The sequence below is a fragment of the Pseudomonas sp. WS 5079 genome (assembly GCF_012985465.1).
In the GTDB taxonomy this organism is placed as follows: Bacteria; Pseudomonadota; Gammaproteobacteria; order Pseudomonadales; family Pseudomonadaceae; genus Aquipseudomonas.
On the sequence record NZ_JAAQWN010000003.1, the window covers coordinates 20,475 to 42,900 of the forward strand.

16 protein-coding genes are annotated in these 22,426 nt (G+C 63.2%); 14 read left to right on the forward strand and 2 right to left on the reverse strand.

From position 1 onward, the window contains the following. Positions 1-149: 149 nt before the first annotated feature. Complete coding sequence (locus HBO05_RS08925) at positions 150-2,603, forward strand: TonB-dependent siderophore receptor (RefSeq protein WP_172312402.1); 2,454 nt, start codon at positions 150-152, stop codon at positions 2,601-2,603. Positions 2,604-2,647: 44 nt separating this feature from the next. On the opposite strand, the gene HBO05_RS08930 is transcribed toward HBO05_RS08925, so the two are convergent. Both HBO05_RS08930 and HBO05_RS08935 read right to left on the reverse strand, forming a co-directional pair. Next, the gene (locus HBO05_RS08930; protein ID WP_172312404.1) at positions 2,648-3,355 is read right to left on the reverse strand and encodes a DUF3142 domain-containing protein; all 708 of its coding nucleotides are present in this window, start codon (positions 3,353-3,355) and stop codon (positions 2,648-2,650) included. 4 nt (positions 3,356-3,359) lie between these two features. Then, positions 3,360-5,516 carry an outer membrane assembly lipoprotein YfiO gene (locus HBO05_RS08935; RefSeq protein ID WP_172312406.1) on the reverse strand — a complete coding sequence of 719 codons (2,157 nt, stop codon included), beginning with the start codon at positions 5,514-5,516 and terminating at the stop codon, positions 3,360-3,362. A gap of 149 nt (positions 5,517-5,665) precedes the next feature. Between HBO05_RS08935 and HBO05_RS08940 the strand changes: the two genes are divergently transcribed. The 13 genes from HBO05_RS08940 (at position 5,666) to HBO05_RS09000 (ending at position 22,408) form a co-directional block, all read left to right on the forward strand. Further along, positions 5,666-5,908 (forward strand): DUF2789 domain-containing protein, encoded by a 243-nt coding sequence (locus tag HBO05_RS08940; protein ID WP_172312408.1) that lies wholly within the window; start codon positions 5,666-5,668, stop codon positions 5,906-5,908. Between the two features lie 288 nt (positions 5,909-6,196). Continuing rightward, a complete protein-coding gene (locus HBO05_RS08945) occupies positions 6,197-6,628 on the forward strand; it encodes a MarR family transcriptional regulator (protein ID WP_169953986.1) in 432 nt (143 codons plus the stop codon). Beyond that, positions 6,625-8,703 (forward strand): FUSC family protein, encoded by a 2,079-nt coding sequence (locus tag HBO05_RS08950; RefSeq protein ID WP_172312409.1) that lies wholly within the window; start codon positions 6,625-6,627, stop codon positions 8,701-8,703. Before HBO05_RS08945 ends, HBO05_RS08950 begins: the two co-directional genes overlap by 4 nt. Then, positions 8,700-8,909: a DUF1656 domain-containing protein gene (locus tag HBO05_RS08955; protein ID WP_029298814.1), complete on the forward strand. Its 210-nt coding sequence runs from the start codon at positions 8,700-8,702 to the stop codon at positions 8,907-8,909. The genes HBO05_RS08950 and HBO05_RS08955 overlap by 4 nt, the downstream gene beginning before the upstream one ends. Beyond that, positions 8,906-9,796, forward strand: coding sequence for an efflux RND transporter periplasmic adaptor subunit (locus tag HBO05_RS08960; protein ID WP_172312410.1), 891 nt, complete (start codon positions 8,906-8,908; stop codon positions 9,794-9,796). The genes HBO05_RS08955 and HBO05_RS08960 overlap by 4 nt, the downstream gene beginning before the upstream one ends. Beyond that, positions 9,793-11,244, forward strand: coding sequence for an efflux transporter outer membrane subunit (locus tag HBO05_RS08965; protein ID WP_172312411.1), 1,452 nt, complete (start codon positions 9,793-9,795; stop codon positions 11,242-11,244). The genes HBO05_RS08960 and HBO05_RS08965 overlap by 4 nt, the downstream gene beginning before the upstream one ends. 81 nt (positions 11,245-11,325) lie before the next feature. Next, the gene (locus HBO05_RS08970; RefSeq protein ID WP_172312412.1) at positions 11,326-11,958 is read left to right on the forward strand and encodes an NADH:ubiquinone oxidoreductase subunit N; all 633 of its coding nucleotides are present in this window, start codon (positions 11,326-11,328) and stop codon (positions 11,956-11,958) included. 231 nt (positions 11,959-12,189) lie between these two features. Continuing rightward, positions 12,190-13,686 (forward strand): YdgA family protein, encoded by a 1,497-nt coding sequence (locus HBO05_RS08975; RefSeq protein ID WP_169953981.1) that lies wholly within the window; start codon positions 12,190-12,192, stop codon positions 13,684-13,686. Between the two features lie 311 nt (positions 13,687-13,997). Further along, the gene (pgaA, locus tag HBO05_RS08980; RefSeq protein WP_172312413.1) at positions 13,998-16,448 is read left to right on the forward strand and encodes a poly-beta-1,6 N-acetyl-D-glucosamine export porin PgaA; all 2,451 of its coding nucleotides are present in this window, start codon (positions 13,998-14,000) and stop codon (positions 16,446-16,448) included. 12 nt (positions 16,449-16,460) lie between these two features. Next, positions 16,461-18,461 carry a poly-beta-1,6-N-acetyl-D-glucosamine N-deacetylase PgaB gene (pgaB, locus tag HBO05_RS08985; protein ID WP_170042295.1) on the forward strand — a complete coding sequence of 667 codons (2,001 nt, stop codon included), beginning with the start codon at positions 16,461-16,463 and terminating at the stop codon, positions 18,459-18,461. 3 nt (positions 18,462-18,464) lie between these two features. Then, positions 18,465-19,811, forward strand: a complete 1,347-nt coding sequence (pgaC, locus tag HBO05_RS08990; protein ID WP_169953979.1) for a poly-beta-1,6-N-acetyl-D-glucosamine synthase — start codon at positions 18,465-18,467, stop codon at positions 19,809-19,811. Further along, positions 19,808-20,257 carry a poly-beta-1,6-N-acetyl-D-glucosamine biosynthesis protein PgaD gene (gene pgaD, locus HBO05_RS08995; RefSeq protein ID WP_169953978.1) on the forward strand — a complete coding sequence of 150 codons (450 nt, stop codon included), beginning with the start codon at positions 19,808-19,810 and terminating at the stop codon, positions 20,255-20,257. The genes pgaC and pgaD overlap by 4 nt, the downstream gene beginning before the upstream one ends. 432 nt (positions 20,258-20,689) lie before the next feature. Beyond that, the gene (locus HBO05_RS09000; protein WP_169953977.1) at positions 20,690-22,408 is read left to right on the forward strand and encodes a ShlB/FhaC/HecB family hemolysin secretion/activation protein; all 1,719 of its coding nucleotides are present in this window, start codon (positions 20,690-20,692) and stop codon (positions 22,406-22,408) included. Positions 22,409-22,426: the final 18 nt, after the last annotated feature.

Genomic DNA, 22,426 nt, shown 5'->3' on the forward strand with positions numbered 1-22,426 from the left:
CGCAGGCAAGCCAGCTCCCACATTGATGGTGTTTTGGTGTGGAAAGTCAGTGGCCGCATTTTTTTTGATTTTCTTTTGTCGGTTTTTCAATCCCGTCCGGGATACCTCTTGAAAGCCAATCAAGAAGCGTTCTCACGGGGAGTCCTGCAATGCCGCACCACCCAATCCAACCCCTGGCCCGCGCCCTGCGCCGTGGCCTGTTTGTCAGTGTGCTGGCGACTGTGCCGCTCGTCCCGACCCTGGTCCAGGCCCAGGAGAGCGCTGGCGAAGCCTTGCGCCAATACAACATCCCTGCCGGCAGCCTGGACCAGGCGTTGAACCGTTTCGCCAGCGCTTCGGGGATTTTGCTCTCGGTGGATGCATCACTGACTGCCGGCAAGCGCAGCCCTGGCTTGCAGGGCCGCTATGCTACCGGCCCGGGGTTGGAACGCTTGTTGGCCGGCAGCGGCCTGGCGGCGCTGCAGTCGGGCGGCGGCTGGTCGGTGCAGGCGCTGTCGGGGGACGGTTCGGTGCAGTTGGGCGCAACCCAGATCAGTGCCCAGCAGGCCCAGGAAAACGCCTGGGGCCCGGTCGACGGCATCGTCGCCACCCGCAGTGCCACGGGCAGCAAGACCGATGCGGCGCTGGTGGAAATCCCCCAGACCATCAACGTGATCACCGCTGCCGAAATCAAGGCGCGCGGCGCGCAAAGCGTGACCCAGGCGCTGCTGTACACCCCCGGCATGAGCGCCGGGGGGTTCTCCGACCGGGTCAAGCTGTTCGACGAGCCGACATCCCGTGGCTTCTCGCCCACCCCTTTGTACCTCGACGGCCTGCACCTGCCTTACGGCGGCGGCAGTACCGGCGGTGCGTTGCAGATCGAGCCCTATTCCCTGGAGCGCATCGAAGTGCTCAAGGGCCCGGCATCGGTGCTGTACGGGCACAACCAGCCGGGCGGCATCGTCAATATGGTCAGCAAGCGCCCCAGCGAGACCCCGGTGCGCCAGGTGGTGCTCGAAGCCGGCACCTACGAACACAAAAGCGCGGCCATTGACCTTAGCGGCCCGCTGGATGATCAAGGGCAATTCTTCTATCGCCTCACCGGGCGCCTCAAGGACGAGCAGGGCGAGATCGACTACTTCGAAAACCGCCGCCAATTCATTGCGCCGAGCCTGACCTGGCGGCCCAACGACGACACCAGCCTGACCCTGTTCGCCCAGTACCAGAAAGACAAGGGCGTGCCCGAGGCCCAGGGCCTGCCGGCGTCCGGCACGATCTGGCGCAACCCCAACGGCAAGATCGACCGTGATGTGTTTATCGGCGAGCCGGGCGTCAACAAGTACAACCGCGAACAATTCGCCTTCGGCTACGAGTTGTCCCATCGGCTGAACGACACCTGGACCCTCAAGCAAAACGCGCGCTATGCCGAAGTGGACGACCGCTACAGGGCGCCGTTGCACGGCTACCGTTTTGTCGCCAACCCGGCCACTGGCGCGATGGATCAACGCTACCTGCAACGTTTCGGCGTGGACTGGAGGCAGAGCAACAAAGTGATTGGCGTGGATAACATCGCCCAGGCCGAATTCACCACTGGCGAGTTCTCCCACACCCTGATCGTGGGCCTGGATTACTACCATTCCAACTCCAGGTTCCTCGGCCTTTATGACCGCAACCCGCCGATCATCGATCTGTTCAACCCGGTGTATGGCCAGCCGCTGAACTTCGGCCAGCCCTATCGCTGGGACAACACCATCACCCAGACCGGCCTGTACGTGCAGGACCAGATCAAGTGGGACAAATGGGCACTGGTGCTGGGTGGGCGCTATGACTGGGCCAATGTGGTCAACAAGGCGCCGCTGAGCGACGACCGCACCAGCAGCAAGGACCAGGCCTTCACCGGCCGCGCGGGCCTGGTGTACCTGTTCGATAACGGCCTGGCGCCGTTTATCAGCTACTCGGAGTCCTTCCTGCCGCTGTCCGGCACCGATGCCAACCAGAAACCCTTCGACCCGTCCACCGGCAACCAGTACGAAGTCGGCGTGAAGTACCAGCCCCCGGGCCAGGAAAGTTTTGTGCAGGTCTCGGTCTATCAACTGGACCAGGAAAACATCCTGACGGCCAATCCGCCGAGCAACTTCAGTAGCCAGAGCGGCGCCATGCGTTCGCGCGGCGTCGAGTTCGAAGCCAAGGCCGTGTTGAACGATTCCTGGGATGTGGTCGCTTCGGCGGCGCGCAACGACATCAAGTACACCAAGGACAACGAAGGTCGCGAAGGCCGCCACCCGGCCGGTATCTCACCCCTGACGGCGGCGTTGTGGGTCAACTACACCGTGATCGGCGACACCCCCCTGGCCGGCCTCGGCGCAGGCCTGGGCGCCCGCTACTCGCGCAGCAGCATGGGTGACTACTTTGCCGGCGCGTTCACCGTGCCGTCCTACACCGTCTACGATGCCAGCCTGAGCTACGACCTGGGCGCCTCGCCCCTGAAACTCAAAGGCGTGAAGCTGGCGATGAACGTGCAGAACCTTGCCAACAAGACCTACGTATCGCAGTGCACCAGCGACCTGGATTGCTACTACGGCGAAGGGCGTACGGTGGTGTCGAGCCTGACTTACGACTGGTAAGACGCTATCCCCTGTAGGAGCCGGCAAGCCGGCTCCTACAGGGATCAACCTGGATTCTGCAAAAACACCACATACCCCCGAAACCACTCACTCCCCTGCAAATACCCCGGCTCCTGCCATTCCCCGCCCTGGATCAAGCCGATCTTGAACGGCATTCCCAGTCGGTTCATCCGGGGCAGGTACGCCGCGTAATCGGGGATGCTGTGGCGGCCCTGATAGGTCTGCACCACCACTTCATCCACTACGCCCTTAAGCTGGGCGATGGCGGCTGGGTCGGCGTTGCTGCTCCAGTCCATCAGGCCGGTGATGCTCAGGCGCAACTCCTTCGGCAAGCGCTGGCGCAGGTCCTTGAGGAAGGTGGCGTATTCGTGCAGGTATTGGGTGCGGGCGTCGAAGTCGATCTGGATCCCGACCACCGGGTTGCCCGCTGCGCGCCAGCGTTGCACCTGCCCGAGCATTTTTGTGTAGACCGGTTCTGGCCAGCGCAAGGTATGGGCGCGGTACACGATCCACACTTCGCCCTGACGGATGCGCGGCACGCTCATGCCCTGGGCGATGAACTGCACGCCGCGTTCGGGCTGGCGGCGGGTCGAGTTGATCTGGCCCTGGAGGATGTACAGGGTCTTGGCCTGCTTGAGCACCGGCTGTGGCGCGACGCCGCTCCACAGCCAGAAGGCTTCATGGTCGCGGGCGTCGACTGCGCCGAAGGCCGGGCTCGCCAGGAGCAGCAGGGCCAGCCACAAGCCTTTCACCGGCTTACCAGTAGTACTGCAGCGATTTGCCCCACTGGGTGTCGGCAAACCCGGTTTTCAGCTGGCGGAACCAGCCCTTGCGCACGGCCTTGTCCACATCTTCGCCACCGCAGCTGTTATAGCCCGAAGGCGCATAGCAGTTGATCGCCCGGAACAGTGCATAGGCCTTGTCGTCACGGGGCGCCTTGGGGTTGGCGATCACTTGTTGGTAGCCCTCGAGCCGCGAGAAGGTTTCCCCGGTGAAGCCCGATGCAGTGCTGCCCAGGCTGCCGGCCGAGCGGGCCTGTTCCAGGGGCATACCGTCCAGGCCGTTGCGCAGGATGAACTCACCCAGGCAGTTGAGGCCGTGTGGGTTTTTCGGGTCGTCCTGCAAGGTGCTGGCGGTTTGCGCGATGGTCGGGCAGGTGTAGCCGGAGGCGGCCTTGTCGCCGCTCCAGCGGAACAGGGTCAGTGCCTGGCCACCGTCGTACACATAGCCCAGGCTGGTGCCGAGCTTGTCTGCGGCAGGGGCGGCCGGCAGTTGTTGCAAGTCCTCGGCAAAGGTCGCGAACTGGCCCCGCAGCAGGTCTTTGTAGAGCAACACAAATTGCGCGGTACTGCGCTCCAGCGGGTCGCTGGCCTGGCTGATCTGCTGGCGCAGCAACTCGGGCCCGGCCACGCTGCGCAACAGGATATAGCGCACTTGCTGGGTCTGGATCGGCGAGTCGACGGCGAACACCTTGGCCAATTGGCCGCTGCGTTCGTAGTTCATCGCCAGGGCCAGCTCCACTTGATCGCGCTGCAAGGGCTGCTTGGCCAGTGGCAGCAGTTGTAGCCACAGTGCCTCGGCGCCTTTCCAGTCCTGCTTGGCTTGCAGGGCCAGGCCGCGCAGGGTTTGCTGGCTGAATGCCAGGTAATCCAGGCTCGCTGGCAGCTCCTGTGGCAGATGCTTCAACGCCTGGTCTGGCTGGTGCTCGACATACAGGGCGAACGCCGCCTGCAAGTAGTCGTACAGCGCAGGCTCGTTGGCAAACGCGGCCTTTTGTCCGTCGAGGGTGGCGCGGGTCAGCTTGGGCGGGTTGTTGGCGCGCATCCACATCAGGTCGTTGATCGCCAGCAACAAGGGGTTGCGGATGGTCTCGGCGTAGCTGGTCAGCAGCTTGTTGTCGGTTTCTTCCACCAGCTCATCGATGGAGCCATTGCGCTCGGCATCGCTGGCCTCGGTCAGTTGCCAGGCGTAGTCGTCGGCCAGCTTGGTCGCATCGCCCGCCAGCCAATGTACCCGGCGCAGCAGGCCACGAGCGGAAGGGGCGTATTCACCCTGTGGATAAGTGTTCAGGTAGCTGAGGAAACTGTGCTCGGCTTCGTCCAGCGCGGACTTATCCACAGCCTGGCGCTGGGGTAGGCCGTATTCATCGAAGGCATTTTCCTGGGCATGGTTGAGCGACGCGCGGGCGATCATGTACACCGCCGTTTCCTTCAGCCACGGCAACGTGGTCAGGGTGACTGCGGCAAATCCACGCTCGGCATACACAAAGCGCCCGCTGTAAAAGTCGGAGGCGGCGAGCAGGTAGGTGGTCAGTTCGCGACCCTGGGTGGAAGTGATCAACTGCGGCTCCAGCAGCACCTCGCCCTGCCAGTCGCAGGTGCCGAGCAGTTTCAGGCGGGCATTGGCCAGCAGCACACGCTCATTCGCCGGCACATCGGCGTTGGTCACTTGGCGCACAAAGTCGGTGGCGCTCTGCACATTGTTACTGCGGCAACGGCTGCCTTCGCCCCACAAAAACTGGTCGCCCGCCGCCGCCGTGGCCTCGTGCTGGATGCCCAGCGCGGCCAACAACTGCGCAAGCTCCGTGCCTTGTTCTGCGGGCGTCTGCCCCTCGGGCGGGCGGGGCACCAGGCGATACACCGGGAACGGCACCGGGCCGAAGCCCTGGGCCAGGTCATCTTCACCCAGCGGATTGGGGGTCAGGGGCGCGTTCTTTTTTGCCGCGAGCAACAGGCGCAGGTTGGTCCGGCTGTCGTTGCCAGGGCTCAGGAACGGCATGTTGCTGCAAGCGGTCAGCGAATCCTGGGACACGCGCCAGTCGGGGTAGCACGAGTCGTCGCCACTGGCCTGGGCCTGCAGGGATACGCCGGCACACAGTGCCAGGGTCAGGGATGACAGAAGACCGATGCGCATGAATTGTCCTTATTCCGGGAGTCCGTGGATGCCGCTGGGCGGAAGGTGAAGATGATAACGTGAACATTGCAAAATGTTGCACGTATGGCCGCCAATCTGTGGGTTTTATCGGTCTAGACTGTGGGCAATTACCTCGTCTTGGAGTTGTCATGGAATCGCCTGTTCACAGCCTGCCGTCGTTGTTCAAACAGCTCGGCCTGGCCGATGACGCCATCAGCATTGAGCGTTTTGTCGCCGTGCATTCACCACTCAAGCCGGAGTTGAAACTCGAAGATGCGTTTTTTTGGACGCCGAGCCAGAAGGCGTTTTTGCGCGAAGAAATCCTGGAGGACGCGGATTGGGCGGAAGTGGTGGATGAGTTGAATGTGCTGCTGCGCAGCGGTCGTGCGTAAGCGAACGCACTGTGCGAGACAACGGCAATCGAATGTGGGAGCTGTCGAGCCCCAGCGAGGCTGCGATAGCGGTGGGTGAGCCACCATCCATGCACGCAGTGCCACTGCCATCGCAGCCTCGCCAAGGTTCGACAGCTCCCACAGGGTGACGCGGTATGTGGGTGCCCCACCGCCTATCTGTGAATTTGTATCAAAACTTGACGAGATTCCATTCCTTGATCATATTGATAGTTAGCAAGCTAACTGTATGCGAATGATCTCGTGCCCCAAACCCTCGAAACCCTACATATGAGCCTCAGCAGCAGCATGGTCGCAGGCGCCCGTCACTGGCGCAAAATCTGCCAGACCACGCTGGTGAGCTACGGTATTTCCGAAGCCTGTGCGGTGCCTTTACTGATGATCGGCCGTCTTGGCGACGGCGTGCATCAAGTCAAGGTGGCCCAGGCCTCGGGGATGGAAAGCCCATCCCTGGTGCGCCTGCTGGACCAACTGTGCAGCGCAGGTTATGTGTGCCGCGCCGAAGACCTGCACGACCGCCGCGCCAAGGCCTTGAGCCTGACCGAACGGGGCCGGGAGTTGGTGCAGGCCGTTGAAGCACAATTGGTGCGCCTGCGCCGTGAAGTGCTGGCAGATATTGCCCCTGCCGACCTGGAGGCAGCGTTGCGGGTACTGCGCGCTTTCGAAGACGCCAGCCAGCCGCCCGTGGTCGTGGCTTCTTGAACGGATTTTTTACCGGCATGCCGCCGGCCCGGGATTGGTTCTACGGCGTGCGCACTTTCGCCGCCTCGATGATTGCCCTGTACATCGCCATGCTCATGCAAATGCCGCGTCCGTATTGGGCGATGGCCACGGTGTATATCGTTTCCAGCCCGTTTGTCGGGCCCACCAGCTCCAAGGCCTTGTACCGTGCGATCGGCACCTTTCTGGGGGCGATGGCGGCGGTGTTTTTCGTGCCGATGTTTGTGCAGACGCCGTTCCTGCTGGTGGTGGTGATTGCACTGTGGACTGGCATTCTGCTGTTTCTGTCCCTGCATTTGCGCACCGCCAACAGCTACGCGTTGATGCTGGCGGGTTACACCTTGCCGTTGATCGCCCTGCCGGTGGTGGATAACCCCCTGGCGGTGTGGGATGTGGCCGAGGCGCGCACCGAAGAGATCTTCCTTGGCATCGCCGTGGCGGCGGTGGTCGGCGCGATGTTCTGGCCACGGCGCCTGGCGCCGGTGTTCGATGATTCGGTGCGCAAATGGTTTGCCGACGCGACGGTCTACAGCCAGCGCTTCCTCACGCGTAATGTGCAGCCCGAAGAAGTCAGCAGCCTGCGCGGCGGCATGGTCGCGACCTTCAACACCCTGGAATTGATGATCGGCCAACTGCCCCACGAAGGCGCGCGGCCACAAACGGTGCGCAACACCAAGGAACTGCGCGGGCGCATGATCCATCTGTTGCCGGTGGTGGATGCCCTGGATGACGCGCTGTATGCCCTGGAGCGCCGCACCCCGGAGTTGGTCAGCAAGTTTGCGCCGCTGCTGGCGGCCACCACCGAGTGGCTGCAAAGCACTACCAGTGAGGCGTCGGTGGAACGCTGGCGAGCCCTGCGTGACCAGCTCGAAGCCCTGCAACCCGACGCCGAGGCCCTGGACGATCGCCATCAGTTGCTGTTTTCCAACGCGCTGTATCGCCTTGGCGAGTGGATCGACCTGTGGCAAGACTGCCGCAGCCTGCAAGCTGCCATCCACAGCGAAAGCCAGGCCCCGTGGCGCGCGGTCTACCGCCATTGGCGCCTGGGCCGGCTGACGCCGTTTCTTGACCGTGGCCTGATGTTCTACTCGGCGTTTTCCACGGTCAGCGCGATCATCGTCGCCTCGGTGCTGTGGATTCTGCTGGGCTGGACCGACGGCGGCAGCGCGGTGATCCTTGCGGCGGTAGCGTGCAGTTTCTTCGCCTCGATGGACGACCCGGCGCCGCAGATCTACCGGTTCTTTTTCTGGACCGCGATGTCGGTGCTGTTCGCCAGCCTCTACCTGTTTCTGATCCTGCCCAACCTGCATGATTTCCCGATGTTGGTGCTGGCGTTCGCGGTGCCCTTTATCTGGGTCGGCACCCTGACGGTGCAACCGCGCTTCTACCTGGGCATGCTGCTGACCATCGTCAACACCTCGTCCTTTATCAGCATCCAGGGCGCCTATGACGCGGATTTTCTGAGCTTCGCCAACTCCAACCTCGCCGGCCCCGTGGGCTTGCTGTTTGCCTTTGTCTGGACTCTGATTGCGCGGCCCTTTGGCGCCGAACTGGCGGCCAAGCGCCTGACCCGTTTCAGCTGGCGCGATATCGTCGGCCTCACGCAGCCGGCGACCCTCGCCGAGCACCGGCGCCTGGGCGTGCAAATGCTCGACCGCCTGATGCAGCACCTGCCGCGCCTGGCCATGACCGGCCAGGACACCGGCGTCGCCCTGCGCGAGCTGCGCGTGGCGCTGAACCTGCTCGACCTGCTGGCCTACGCACCCCGCGTCCTGGGCGTGCCACGGGTGTTGCTCGACCAGGTGGTGGCCGAGGTCGGCGAGTACTTCAAGGCGTGCCTGAAGGCCGGTGAACGCCTGCCGGCTCCCAGCGGTCTGCTGATGACCCTGGACCGTACCCGCCGCGCCCTCAATGGCCAGGGCCTGCAAGGCGAGGGCGAAACCCGCCTGCACCTGCTGCATGCCCTCAGCGGCCTGCGCCTGGCGTTGTTGCCCGGCGTGGAGTTTGTCAGCACAGGCGAGATGGACGCGCCGTTACCCGATGGAGCGCCTCTATGATCGGTGACCTGGATATCAGCGGGGTATTCCTGCCCACGCTGCTGGTGCTGATGGGCATTACGTATGGCTTTTACCTGGTGGTGCACGGGCTGTTGAACCGCGTCCACTTCTATCGCCTGGTCTGGCACCGGGCATTATTCAATGTGGCTCTCTACGCGCTGTTGCTGGGCGCTGTGGACTCACTCAGTCGATACCTGATGACATGAAAAAACCTTTTTTGACGATTGGCCGTCTGGTCCTGACATTACTGGTAGTGACCTTCGCCTGCGTCGTGGTCTGGCGCATGGTGATGTACTACATGTTCGCGCCCTGGACCCGCGACGGGCATATCCGCGCCGACATCGTGCAGATCGCCCCGGACGTGTCCGGGCTGATCCAGCAAGTGGACGTGCGCGACAACCAGTTGGTAACCCGTGGCCAGGTGCTGTTTTCGGTGGACCAGGACCGCTTCAAGCTCGCCCTGCGCCAGGCCCAGGCGGCCGTGGCCGACCGCCAGGAAACCCTGGCTCAGGCCCAGCGCGAAGCCAAGCGCAACCGTGGCCTGGGCAACCTGGTGGCCAGCGAGCAACTGGAAGAAAGCCAGTCCCGCGTGGCCCGCGCCCAGTCGGCCCTGGCCGAAGCGCAGGTAACGGTGGACAGCGCCCAGCTCAACCTCGACCGCTCGGTGATCCGCAGCCCGGTGGACGGCTACGTCAACGACCGTGCGCCTCGGGCCCAGGAGTTCGTGACCGCCGGGCGCCCGGTGTTGTCGGTGGTGGACAGCAACTCCTTCCACATCGACGGCTACTTTGAAGAGACCAAACTGGACGGCATCCATGTCGGCCAACGCGTGGATATCCGCGTAATTGGCGACAACGCGCGCTTGCGCGGGCATGTGCAAAGCATCGTCGCCGGTATTGAAGACCGCGACCGCACCAGCGGCTCCAACCTGCTGCCCAACGTCAACCCGGCGTTCAGTTGGGTGCGCCTGGCCCAGCGGATTCCGGTGCGTATTGCCTTTGATGATGTGCCGGCGGATTTCCGCATGATCGCCGGGCGCACGGCCACCGTCTCGATCATCGATGACCAGCCCAAGGCCGGAGACCAGCCATGAAGCAACTGCTGGCGACCGCAGGGCTGGGGCTGGGGCTGCTGCTGCTGTCGGCCTGCCAGGTGGTAGGCCCGGATTACCAGTTGCCGGACCAAGCGGCGATCAACCGTGGCGACCTGCAAGGCCAATTGGCCGGGCAGGGCAGTCATGTGGTCTCGGCCCCGGTGCCCGCCGACTGGTGGAAGCTGTACCAGGACCCGCGCCTGGATGAACTGGTGCGCCAGGCCATGGCCTCCAACACCGACCTGCGCGTGGCGGCAGCCAACCTGCAACGGGCGCGTTTCCAGGTGCAGGAAGCGCAATCGGCGGGCGGCTGGAGCGGTGGGGTCAAGCTTGGCGCCCAGCGTTTGCAGGAGTCCGGCGAGGCCTTTTTGCAGGCCAATAAAGTGCCGGTGGCGAATGTCGGTGATATCGGCATCACCACCTCCTATCAGTTCGACCTGTTCGGCACCCTGCAGCGCGGCATCGAAGGCGCCCAGGCCAATGCCGACGCGACCCAGGCTGCCGTCGATACCGCGCGCATCACCCTGGTGGCGGACGTGGTGCGCTCCTACACCCAGGTGTGCGCGGCCAACGAAGAGCTGCACATCGCCCAACAGTCCCTCGACCTGCAAGCCCAGAGCACGCGCCTGACCCAGCGCCTGCGCGATGCCGGGCGGGGCGATGAAACCCAGGTCACCCGCTCGCAAACCCAATTCAAGTCTCTGCGCGCCGAACTGCCGCGCTTTGAGGCGGCGCGCCAGGCGGGGTTGTTCCGCCTGTCGATGCTCCTGGCCAAGCCCCTGGACCAATTGCCGACCGGCACCCGCGATTGCGCCCAGTTGCCGCAGATTGCCCAACTGCTACCGGTGGGCGACGGCGCAACCCTGCTCAAGCGCCGCCCTGACGTGCGCCAGGCCGAACGCCGGTTGGCGGCGGCGACGGCGGGCATTGGCGTGGCCACCGGCGAGCTGTACCCGGATATCAGCATCGGCGCCTCTATTGGCACCGTGGGCATTATCGACAACCTCGGCAAACCGGCCACCAACCGCTGGGGTTTCGGCCCCTTGTTGAGCTGGACGGTGCCATCCAACGGCTCGCGTGCGCGCATCCACGAAGCCGAAGCCGCGACCCAGGGCGCCCTGGCGCACTTTGACGGGGTGGTACTCAATGCCATCCGCGAGACCCAGACCGGGCTTGCGCAATACACCGCCCAATTGCAGCGCCGCGATGCCCTGGCCGAGGCCGAGCAGTCGGCGCAACAGGCCGCAGACCAGACGCACCGCTTCTTCCAGGCCGGCCGCGAGTCGTTTCTCGCCGACCTGCAGGCCACGCGCACCTACACCGATATGCGCGCGCAACTGGCCCAGGCCAATAGCCAGGTGGCAATGAGCCAGATCGACCTGTTCCTGGCCCTGGGCGGCGGCTGGGAAAGCGGACGAACGCAAGGTACGGAACCCGGCAAACCCTGAGGCGGTTGCTATGCTTTGATCAGACGGGCTTGCGTGATGGCCCGCTGATCACTGCCTGCGTTGCTCATGGGGATTCCAATAATGAAAAACCCTTATGCTCCCGCTTTCTGGTGCGTGCTCTTCGCACTGGTGTTGTTATCGGCGACTTACTTCTACGGTGTCATGCTGGCCCATCAACTGGATAAGGCCATGGTGTTCCTCGACAGCGCCTGCGCGTTGATCGCCGCATTGTCCGTGGGCGTGGTGGCCTGGGCGTCGTACCAGGGCCAGCGGACCCAGAGGAAAATCCTCGAGCAAGGCAAGACGCGGGTGGCGATCTGGGACACCAAGGTTGCCCTGCGCCGGGTCGAAACCGTGTTCGACCGTTATTTCTGGGGCAGCTACTGGCAGCCGGGGCGTACGTTCCAGGAAGTCATGGGCGAACTGACCGGCACCCCCCTGGAAAAAAGCCTCGAAGCCTTGAAGAAACAATGCGTGGTGCTCGACCGGCAAGTGGCTGAAGGACGGCATTGGCTGAACAACGCCCGGGAGCTGTCAGACGTTGCCACCGCCATGGCCCGCGAGCGTTACCAGCTGGACTTCTACGACCCCAAGGCCGACACACCGGGCAATGCGGTGATTCATCGCGAGTTTGAAGTGCTGGTGTACACCTGGACCGCACGGCTGAAGAGCTTCGATCACCAGCTCGACGAGATCGAGATGGAATACTCCTGACCCCCACCGCCCCCTGTAGGCGCCGGCTTGCCGGCGAGACGACCTTGAGCCCTGCGCCGCCCATTCGGCCGCCATCGCCGGCAAGCCGGGGGCGTGTGTATGGCGGGCCTTGCGACAAGCCCCCTTGCCAGTGCTAACCTTGCCCCGATTTTCGGCGGGCTTGAGCCGACGCCCCACTTCGGGGTTCAGGGAAGACAGCCCACTTCGCACAGGATTGGATCAGGACACTTCATGAATAAATCAGCCGTTGTACTCTTGGGTTTTGTTGCCGCCGTCGGCGTGGTCAGTGCTGGCGGTGCCTGGTACACCGGCAGCCAGTTGGAAGGGGTGCTGAAAACCACGATCGAAGACGCCAACAAGGAGATGGAACGCTCCCTGGCCGGTGTCGATGGCCGCATGACCCTGGAGATGGTCTCCCTGGACCGCGGCTGGTTCAGCAGCACCGGCCACTTCCGTCTCAAGGCTGAAGGTGCGGCATTCGGTGAACAGTTCAAAGACAGCGAACTGCTGTTTGTCGACCGTATCGAACACGGCCCGCTGCCCTTCTCGCGCCTGGTAACCCTGAAGTGGTGGCCGGTGCTGGCTACCAGCCATTTGGCGCTTGAGAAGAACCCGACCACCGAAAAATGGTTCGCCGCCACCAAGGACGTTTCGCCGGTCAAGGGCGTGGCCAACATCGGCTTCAACCGTTCGGTCAACGGCAACCTGGAGCTGCTGCCCCTGGAGTACAAGGACGGCACCACCAGTGTCACCTTCTCCGGCCTGAACATGGACTACTTCAACACCGAAAAGGCGACAGAGATCAAGGTCGACGGTTACATGGACGCCCTCAAGGTCTCCCTGGTCGACCCCAAGGGGGCACCGTTCCAGGCAGAGCTCAATGGCTTGACCCTCGCCAGTAACTTGACCAAGAGCAACTTCGGCTTTTATGTCGGCCAGAATACCGTCGTGTTGAGCAACAGCACGTTCACCTTTGGCCCGGAACAAGCCGTGCTGACCGTCAAAGGGTTCGAGCAGAAAGACAGCAGCGATACCAAGGACAACAACCTCAGCGGTCGCGTCGACTACAAAATCACCGAGATCGGATACCAGGGCAAACCCGTGGGTTCGGCGGCCATGGCCGTGAGCGTTAAGAACATCGACGTGCCATCGACCATGGTGCTGACCAAGCTCTATCAGGACAAGATGCAACCGGTGCAGGCTGCCCAGGCTGCCGGCCAACCGATCCCAGAACTGCAACTGAGCGAAGCCGAGCAAGTGCTGGCCCAGGCCAACGTTGACCTGCTGCTGGCCGCCAAGCCGCAAGTGGCCCTGGAAAACCTGTCCCTGAAGACCGCCAATGGCGAAAGCCGCTTCAACCTGGTGGTGGACCTGACCAAGCCGTCCACCATGGAGCTGCCGCCGGTTGAACTGGCCAAGCAGATGATCACCCTGCTGGATGCCAACCTGACCCTGTCCAAGCCGATGATCTCTGATGTGGCTGCCCTGCAAGCGCAGATCGGTGGCGTGACCGACCCGAAAGCCATCGAGCAGCAATCGCAGATGGCCAGCGAGATGGTCAGCGGCATGGCTGTTGGCACGCAGTTGGCGACCCTGGAAGGCAACGACATCCTGGCCAAGCTGCACTACGCCAACAATGAAGTGACCTTCAATGGCCAGAAAATGACCGTCGAGCAGTTTATCGGCGGCGTACTGGGCAAACTGGGTGCGGTCAGCGGCGCGCAGTAAGGCCGCCCGACCCCTGTAGAAATACGGTCTGTGTAGGAGCTGGCTTGCCGGCGATGGCATCACCTCGGTGTATCAGTGACACTGAGGTGATGCCATCGCCGGCAAGCCAGCTCCCACACAAGCCCCACATTTGATCTCCACCGGTTTGTAGGACGATTCTGAACAATTGTCCTGATTTGCCCTATTCCATATCCTTCTCAGGGATATTGCGCCCCAGGAAAGCTTGGCCGGGTCATCAGACACCGGCGGCCTGATGCGTGTTGTACAGGCGAACCTATCGCTACAGCTTTCCAAGTAAGGAAGCTGACGACATGTTGCGTAATTTCTCTCCCACTGGCCCTGGCCGCCTGCGTCTATTGATCGGTGCCGCCTTGTTGCTGCCGACCCTGGCCGTGGCCGATCCTGCCTATGATTCCCTGATTCGCCAGGCCCGTACCGGCAACTACACGCCGGCGCTCAACCTGCTGCGCCAATTGCCTGCCGAGCGCCAGACCTCTGGCCAGGTCAGCGATCACCTGCTGATTGCCAGTTGGGCGCGCCAGGATGACGAAGTGCTCAAGGTCTATGAGACCCAGGGGCGCCAGCGCCAACTGACCACCCAAGCGCTGACCACCGTGGCCCGCACCTACCGCAATCAACAGCGTTGGGCGCCCGCCGAGGCGGTGTATCGCCAGGCCTTGCTGCGTGAACCGAGCAACCCGGACCTGCAACTGGGCCTGGCCATGACCCTGGCCGATGGCGGCAAAACCGCCGAGGCCGTACAGCGTGCGCGCACCCTGGTGGCGGCCAAGCCTGAGGATGTCCAGCGCCGCATGGCCCTGGGCTACGCGTTGTCCCGTGCCGGGCAGCCCTATGATTCGCTGTTCGAATTCGACCAGGCGTTTATCCGCGCCGGCAACCAGCCCGAGGTGGTGCGCGAATACCTGATCGCCCTGCAACGTGCACGTATGCCGGAGCCGGCCCTGCGCCTGAGCGCCCGCCACCCCGGCCTGCTGGACCCGGTGACCCAGCGCCGCCTGGAAGGTGACCTGGCTGCCGAACGCGTGCGCCTGGCTGAATTCCCGACGCGCAGTGAAAGCGAACGCTTTGTGATCGCCGACCGCGCCCTCAAGGATTACGACCAACTGCTCGCCACCTGGACCCCGGACGCCAGTGCCCATGACGATGTGGTGCGCTGGCGCATCGACCGCCTGGGCGCGCTCAAGGCCCGCGCACGTACCGCCGAGGTGCTCCACGACTACGAAGCCTTGCAAGCTCAAGGCGTGCAACTGCCCAACTACGCCCTGCGCTGGGTGGCCGCCGCCTACCTCGATCAACGCCTGCCGGAAAAGGCTGCGCCGCTGTATCGCCAGGCGGTGATTGCGCCGGACGCCGACCCCAGCAACCAAGTGGTCGACAGCACCGCGCTGTACTACTCCTTGCTGGAAAACGACCAGACCCGCGAAGCCCGCGCCGTCGCAAACGACCTGGCGAGCACGCAAAAACCTCGGGTTGAACTCAAGGGCCTGCCCCTCGGTAACCCCAACGATGCATGGTTGGCCGCCCAGCAACTGGCGGCCCAGGCCGCGACCTACGGCGCCGATCTGCCGACCAGTGAAAAAAGCCTGGAAACCCTGGTGCGCACCTCGCCTGGCAATGTCGGCATGCGTGTGGCCCAGGCGGACATGTTCCGCGCCCGCGCCTGGCCGCGGCGTGCCGAAGTTGCCCTCAAGAACGCCGAAAACCAGAACCCGCGCCATATCGACCTGGAAGTCTCCCAAGGCTACAACGCGCTGGATCTGCAGGAGTGGCGCCAGCTCGATGTGCTCGCCGATGACGTGGTCGCCCGCGCCCCGGACAATCGCCAGGTCCAACGCCTGCAGCGCCTGCGCAAGGTGCATGAGATGGCCGAGCTGCGCATCGAGGCCGAAACCGGCAAAAGCCATGGCGGCGGGGCGGTCTCCGGCAGTCGCGACTGGGGGATCGAAACCCTGCTCTACAGCCCGCCCATCGATGAAGACTGGCGGATATTCGGCGGTATCGGCTACGCCACCGCCGACTTTGAAGAAGGTACCGGCCACCACCGCTGGCAGCGCCTGGGTGTGGAGCGGCGTACCCGTGATATGACCCTGGAGGCCGAAGTCTCCAATCACTCCTACGGCAAAGGCACCAAGCAAGGTGCACGCCTGGCGATTGCCCGGGACATCAACGACCACTGGCAGTACGGGGGCAGCCTTGACTACCTGGCCGCCAGCACGCCGTTGCGCGCGCTCAATGCCAACGTCACCGCCAACGGCGGTAGCGGGTTTATCCGCTGGAGCGCCAACGAGAGCCGTGAGTGGAAACTGGCGCTGAGCCCGTCCCACTTCAGTGACGGTAACGACCGTGTCGAAGCGTCGCTCATCGGCCGTGAGGGCGTCTACCGCTCGCCGGGCGTGCAAGTGGACCTTGGCCTGGAAGTCGCCACCAGCCGCAACAGCAAGGAAGAGGCCGCGTATTTCAACCCGCGCTCAGACTTCAGCGTGCTGCCCACGGTGAGCGTCAACCATGTGCTTTATCACCGCTACGAAACCCAGTGGAGTCAGCAGTTCCAGGCCGGTGCGGGCACCTACAGCCAGCGCGATTACGCCACCGGCGCCATTGGTTTGCTCAGTTACGGCCAGCGTTATCGCTGGAACGACGTACTGGAGACCGGCGCCAACCTGAGCTGGATCAACCGACCTTATGACGGTGAGCGCGAAAGCGATGTGCGCCTGATCGTCGACCTCACTTACCGTTTCTAGAAGAGTCCGATCATGACCCTTGTTTCCCGTTGCCTGCTGGCCCTGGGCTTTCTGCTGAGCAGTGCCTGTGCCCAGTCGCCCGCGCCTTTTACGCCACCTGCTGAACGACTCAAACCGGTCAACGAAGCGCCGTGGCCGAAAAACCATTTCCTGGGCATTGCCTACCACGATGTCAACGACCGTGACCCCGACCAGAGAGTGGTGGCGGTGCGCACCGAACGCCTGATCGAACAGTTGTCCTGGCTGCGCGAGAACGGCTACCAGGCGGTCAGCGTCGACCAGGTCCTCGCCGCCCGCGCCGGTGGGCCAGAGCTGCCGGCCAAAGCCGTCATGCTCAGCTTCGACGACGGCTACTCGAGCTTCTACACCCGTGTCATGCCGATCCTGCGTGCCTACCAGTGGCCGGCTGTGCTGGCGCCGGTGGGCAGTTGGGTCGACACGCCGTTGAACCAACCGGTGGATTTTGCCGGCGTGCCGCGTGACCGCGCGGAGTTTCTGACCTGGCAACAAGTGCGCGAAGTGGCGCAATCGGGCCTGGTGGAAATCGCTGCCCACACCGACGCCAACCACAAGGGCGTGCTGGCCAACCCCCAGGGCAACCTGCAACCGGCCGCCGCCACCCGGCGCTATGACCCGGTCACCGGCAGTTATGAATCCGAAGCGCAGTTCCAGGCGCGGATGCGCGCCGACGTCGCGGCGATTTCCAACAAGATCCGCGCCGTTACCGGCAAGGCCCCGCGTGTATGGGTATGGCCGTATGGGGCGGCGGATGGCACCTCCCTGGCGGTGGTGGGTGAGCAGGGTTACCAGATGGCCCTGACCCTGGAGGACGGCCTCGATAACCTCGGCAACTTGATGAGCAGCCCGCGCTTTCTGGTGGACAACGACCCGTACGGCGAGGACTTCGCCAACAGCATGGTCTCGGCGCAGGTCAAAGCGCCGATGCGCGTGCTGCATGTGGACCTTGATCATGTCTACGACCCGGACAAGGCGCAGGAAGCGCGCAACCTCGACGCGCTGGTCCAGCGTGTGCTGGACATGGGCGTCGACACCGTGTTCCTCCAGGCCTTCGCCGACCCCAAGGGTGATGGCCTGGCGCGTTCGCTGTACTTCCCCAACCGCCATCTGCCGATGCGTGCCGACCTGTTCAACCGCGTCAGTTGGCAGCTGCACACCCGTGGCGGCCTGGTCAAGGTCTACGCCTGGATGCCCGTGCTCAGCTTTGCCCTGGACCCCAAGCTGCCCCGCGTCAGCCGTTGGGACCCGGCCACCGGCAAAGTGGCCGTCGACCCGAAACAGTACCAGCGCCTGTCGCCATTCGATCCCCAGGTGCGCAAAGTCATCGGTGAGATCTACGAAGACCTGGCCCGTACCAGCGCTATCCACGGCGTGTTGTTCCACGACGACGCCGTGCTTTCGGACTTTGAAGACGCCAGCCCCCAAGCCCTGAAAACCTACGCCGCCAACGGCCTGCCGGGCAGCATCCAGGCGCTGCGTGCCGACCCTGAGGCGATGCAGCGCTGGACCCGTTTCAAGAGTCGCTACCTGATCGACTTCACCCATGAACTGACCGCCAAGGTTCGTACCCTGCGCGGCCCGGAAGTGCTCACCGCGCGCAATATCTTCGCCGAGCCGATGCTCAACCCGGCCAGCGAAGCCTGGTTTGCGCAGAACCTCGACGACTTCCTCAAGCACTACGACTGGACCGCGCCGATGGCGATGCCCTTGATGGAAGGCCAGTCGCTGAAAAACTCCAACGCCTGGCTGGAAAAGCTCGTAGCCACGGTCAAGGCCCGGCCCGGTGCGATGCAACGCACGGTCTTCGAGCTACAGGCCAAGGATTGGCGCACTCCAGCCGCCCCGGACATTTCCGGCGTGCAAATGGCGGAGTGGATGGGTGTGCTCAAGCGCCAGGGTGCCAGCAGTTTTGGCTACTACCCCGACAACTTCCTGGAGAATTCGCCGGATCTGAACACCGTGCGTCCGGCCCTTTCCAACAAATGGAATCCTTGACTCATGTTCGACAGAATCCTTGCTCTTCTCGTGTTGGCATTGGTGTTGGGGGTGCCCCTGGGCCTGATGTTCCTGGTCACCGGGCAGTTCCTGATGGAGTTCGTGTTTTTCTACCCGTTGTTTATGTCCGGGCTGTGGATCGCCGGTGGCGTGTATTTCTGGCTGCACTGGGAGCGCCACTGGCCGTGGTCCGATGACACCCCGGCGCCGGCGCTCAAGGGCGAGCCGCTGATCTCGATCCTGATCCCTTGCTACAACGAAGGCGACAACGCCGCCGAGACCATCGGCGCGGCGTTGGCCCAGCGTTATCGCAACCTGGAAGTGATTGCGATCAACGACGGCTCCAGCGACAACACCGCCGAAGTACTCGATGCCCTGGCGCTGCAAGAGCCGCGCCTGCGCGTGTTGCACCTGGCGCAAAACCAGGGCAAGGCCGTGGCCTTGCGGATGGGCGCCGTGGCGGCCCGCAGCGAATACCTGGTGTGCATCGACGGCGACGCCTTGCTCGACCGCAATGCCGCCGCCTACCTGGTGGCGCCGATGCTCGACAACCCACGGCTTGGCGCGGTCACCGGCAACCCGCGCATCCGCACGCGCTCGACCTTGATCGGCCGGGTACAGGTGGGCGAGTTCTCTTCGATCATTGGTCTGATCAAGCGCACCCAGCGGGTCTTCGGGCGGATTTTCACCGTGTCCGGCGTAGTGGTGGCGTTTCGGCGGGCGGCCCTGGACCGGGTCGACTACTGGAGCACCGACATGATCACCGAAGACATCGACGTGAGCTGGAAGCTGCAACTGGACCACTGGAGCATCTTCTACGAGCCGCGCGCGCTGTGCTGGATCCTCATGCCGGAAACCCTCGGCGGCCTGTGGAAGCAGCGCCTGCGCTGGGCCCAGGGTGGTGCCGAGGTGCTGTTCAAGAACATTCGCGGGATCTGGCAATGGCGCCACCGCTACCTGTGGCCGTTGTTGTTCGAATACTGCCTGTCCACCGGCTGGGCCTTCACCTTCCTGCTGTCGGTGATTTTCTGGGGCGTGGGCAAAGTGGTGCCGTTGCCTGAGGCGATTGCCGTCAGCTCGCTGATGCCACCGGCCTTCACCGGCTTGCTGCTGGCGGTGGTGTGCCTGGTGCAGTTCGCCGTGAGCATCATGATTGACCGGCGCTACGAGCGCGGCCTGTGGAAAACCCTGTTCTGGACCGTCTGGTACCCGCTGGTGTTCTGGCTGGTGAGCCTGTTCACCACCCTGGTCAGCTTTCCCAAAGTCCTGTTCCGCCAACATCAAAAACGCGCGCGCTGGGTCAGCCCGGATCGCGGCATCAAGGCACCTGCCAAGGAAGTGAAGCCATGAACCTGATCCGTACCCCACAGCGGCCTGTGATGCAGGCCATCGATATTTTCCTGACCCTGCTGGCCTGGGCCGGGCTGGTGATCCTGCTGGTGCGCGGCCTGGTGCCGATGCTCGACAGCCACGGCGGCCCACGCATCGATGCCCCGATCTTTGCTGCGCTGAACACCTTGCAGATCTACCTGTGGATCGCCCTGTTCAATGCGGTACTGCTGATCAGTTGGGCGCGCTACCAGCAGCGGCGCGGCAAGCGCTTCGCCCAGCGCCGGGCGGCGGGCAAGGCCTTGAGTGATCACGGCCTGAGCGAGAGCTTCCGGTTGGCGGCGGGGGAGCTTGAACAACTGCGCCGGCCGGGGGTGCTGGTGATTCATAACGACCAGGAGGGCGGGGTGCAGGCGGTGACGGCACAACGGCGGGAGCTGAAGCTGGTGGCGGAACGCGTTGGGTAGGAGCCGGCTTGCCGGCGATGGTCGTCAACGATGACGTTGGGTATCTGACACTCTGCGGCGGTCTCGCGGCCGTCATCGCTGGCAAGCCAGCTCCTACAGGGTGGGGGCTGCGGTGCCGGTGGTCAGAAATGGGATCCAATTCACAAAATAACCGCGAACTTTTCCGCTTATTTGGCTACTAAACCATCTCGGCACAACATTGATGGCTAACTAGTGGCAACTTTCAAGTTGCGCCGAAAGCTGTATCAAAACTGATACCGCTTGTCGGAATAAAAATTCCGAATACAAGCATTTAATTGTTGCTGATAGTTTTTATCGTTATTAATCAGCAACTTATTGGTGATTTAATTTTTAGCTTCAACTAGCCGGGAATTTAGGCTGTGTGGAAGTTCGATGTTAGTTTGCCGCCCCTTGTTATTCGATGGATCGAACATGCCTTCGTTATTGCCACGGATTCGGTATTCCCTGTGTATTGCCCTGTTCGCCCTCTGTGGGTCAAACAGCGCAGTGGCCGCGACTTCGCCTGGCGATCAGGACCTGATCCGCGAGCGGCAAAACCGCTTGCTTGAAGAGCAGCGCCGGCGCCTCGAAGAGCTCAAGGAATTGCCCGGCAAGGAAGTCAAACCCGCAACGCCCACCGCCCCGGTAGATACCCGTTGCTTCGCGATCAAGACCATTGAACTCAAAGGCGCCGACAGCCTGTCCGCCCCCGAGCGTGAGCGCTTGATCAAGCCTTACATCGACCAGTGCCTGGGCGTGGCCCAGCTCAACCAACTGCTCAAGGCCGTCACCGATCACTACATCGACAAGGGCATGGTCACCAGCCGTGCCTACTTGCCGCAGCAGGATTTGTCCAAAGGGCATCTGCAAGTGTTGGTGGTCGAAGGCAAGCTCGAAGGCTTGAATAGCGCCGCCGACAGCAAGATCTCGGCGCGCGAGTTGGCCATGGCCTTCCCCGGCAAAAACGGCGACCTGCTCAACCTGCGGGAAATCGAGCAGGCCATCGATCAGCTCAACCGCTTGCCATCCAACCAGGCACAAATGGAGCTGGCCCCCGGCGAAGCCGTTGGTGGCAGTTCGGTGCTGGTGAAAAACACTCCGCAAAAGCCCTGGCGCGCTAGCCTGTCGCGCAATAACGACGGGCAGAAAAGCACCGGCGAGCAGCAGTGGGGCGCCGGCCTTGAGTGGGACAGCCCCCTGGGCCTGGCGGACCAGTTGGTGTTGCGCGGCGGCCATGATGCGATCAGCGATCACCAGAAAACTTCGAAGAACGGCATGTTCTATTACAACGTGCCGTGGGGCTGGTGGAACTTCAGCTACACCTACAGCGAGAGCGATTACCGCGCGCTGGGCCAGGCCGACACGTTCAGCTTCAAGCAATCGGGTGACAGCCAGAACCACCAACTGCGCGCCGAGCGTGTGGTGCATCGTGATGACGTGAGCAAGACCTCGGTCAACGTCGGCCTGGCCCACTTGCGCACCAATAACTACGTGCTCGATACCCGCCTGGACAGCAGCACTCGCCTGAGCGAGATGCAAGTGGGCATCAACCACGGCCGGCGGGTCGGCAGTGCCTACGTCAACATGGACCTGGGCATGCAGAACGGTATCGGTCTGCTCGATGCCCAGTCCCAGGATGATCGCGACAGGTTCGGCAATCGCCAGCCCGATTCGCGCTACCGCAAATACACCGCCACCGTCAGCTACCTGCAGCCGTTCACGTTGTGGGGCGAGTCGTTCAGTTTCACCAGCCTGGCCACCGGCCAACGCAGTGAAGACATACTCTTCAGCCCGCAGCGCATGAGCCTCGGTGGCTCGTCCTCGGTGCGCGGCTTCAAGGACCAGCAACTCAACGGTGACAGTGGCGGCTACTGGCGCAACGACCTGCGCTGGGCGCGGCCGGTGCTGGTGGATTGGTTGCGCCCGGCCTTCGGCGAATACGGCGTGAGCCTGGGTTACGACCAGGGCGTGATCCGCAATGACCGCTACAACGACATCGTCCACGGCCGGGTTTCCAGCAACTCCGTGGAGCTGTTCGCCCGTGGCAAGAATGTCAGCACCAGCGTGACCTTTGCCCACTCTTTGGAACGTCCGGCAGTGATGAGCGAGCGCGAAGCGCCGATCTACTTCCGGATGGATTTCTACCTGTAATTCAACGCCTAGCCGCAT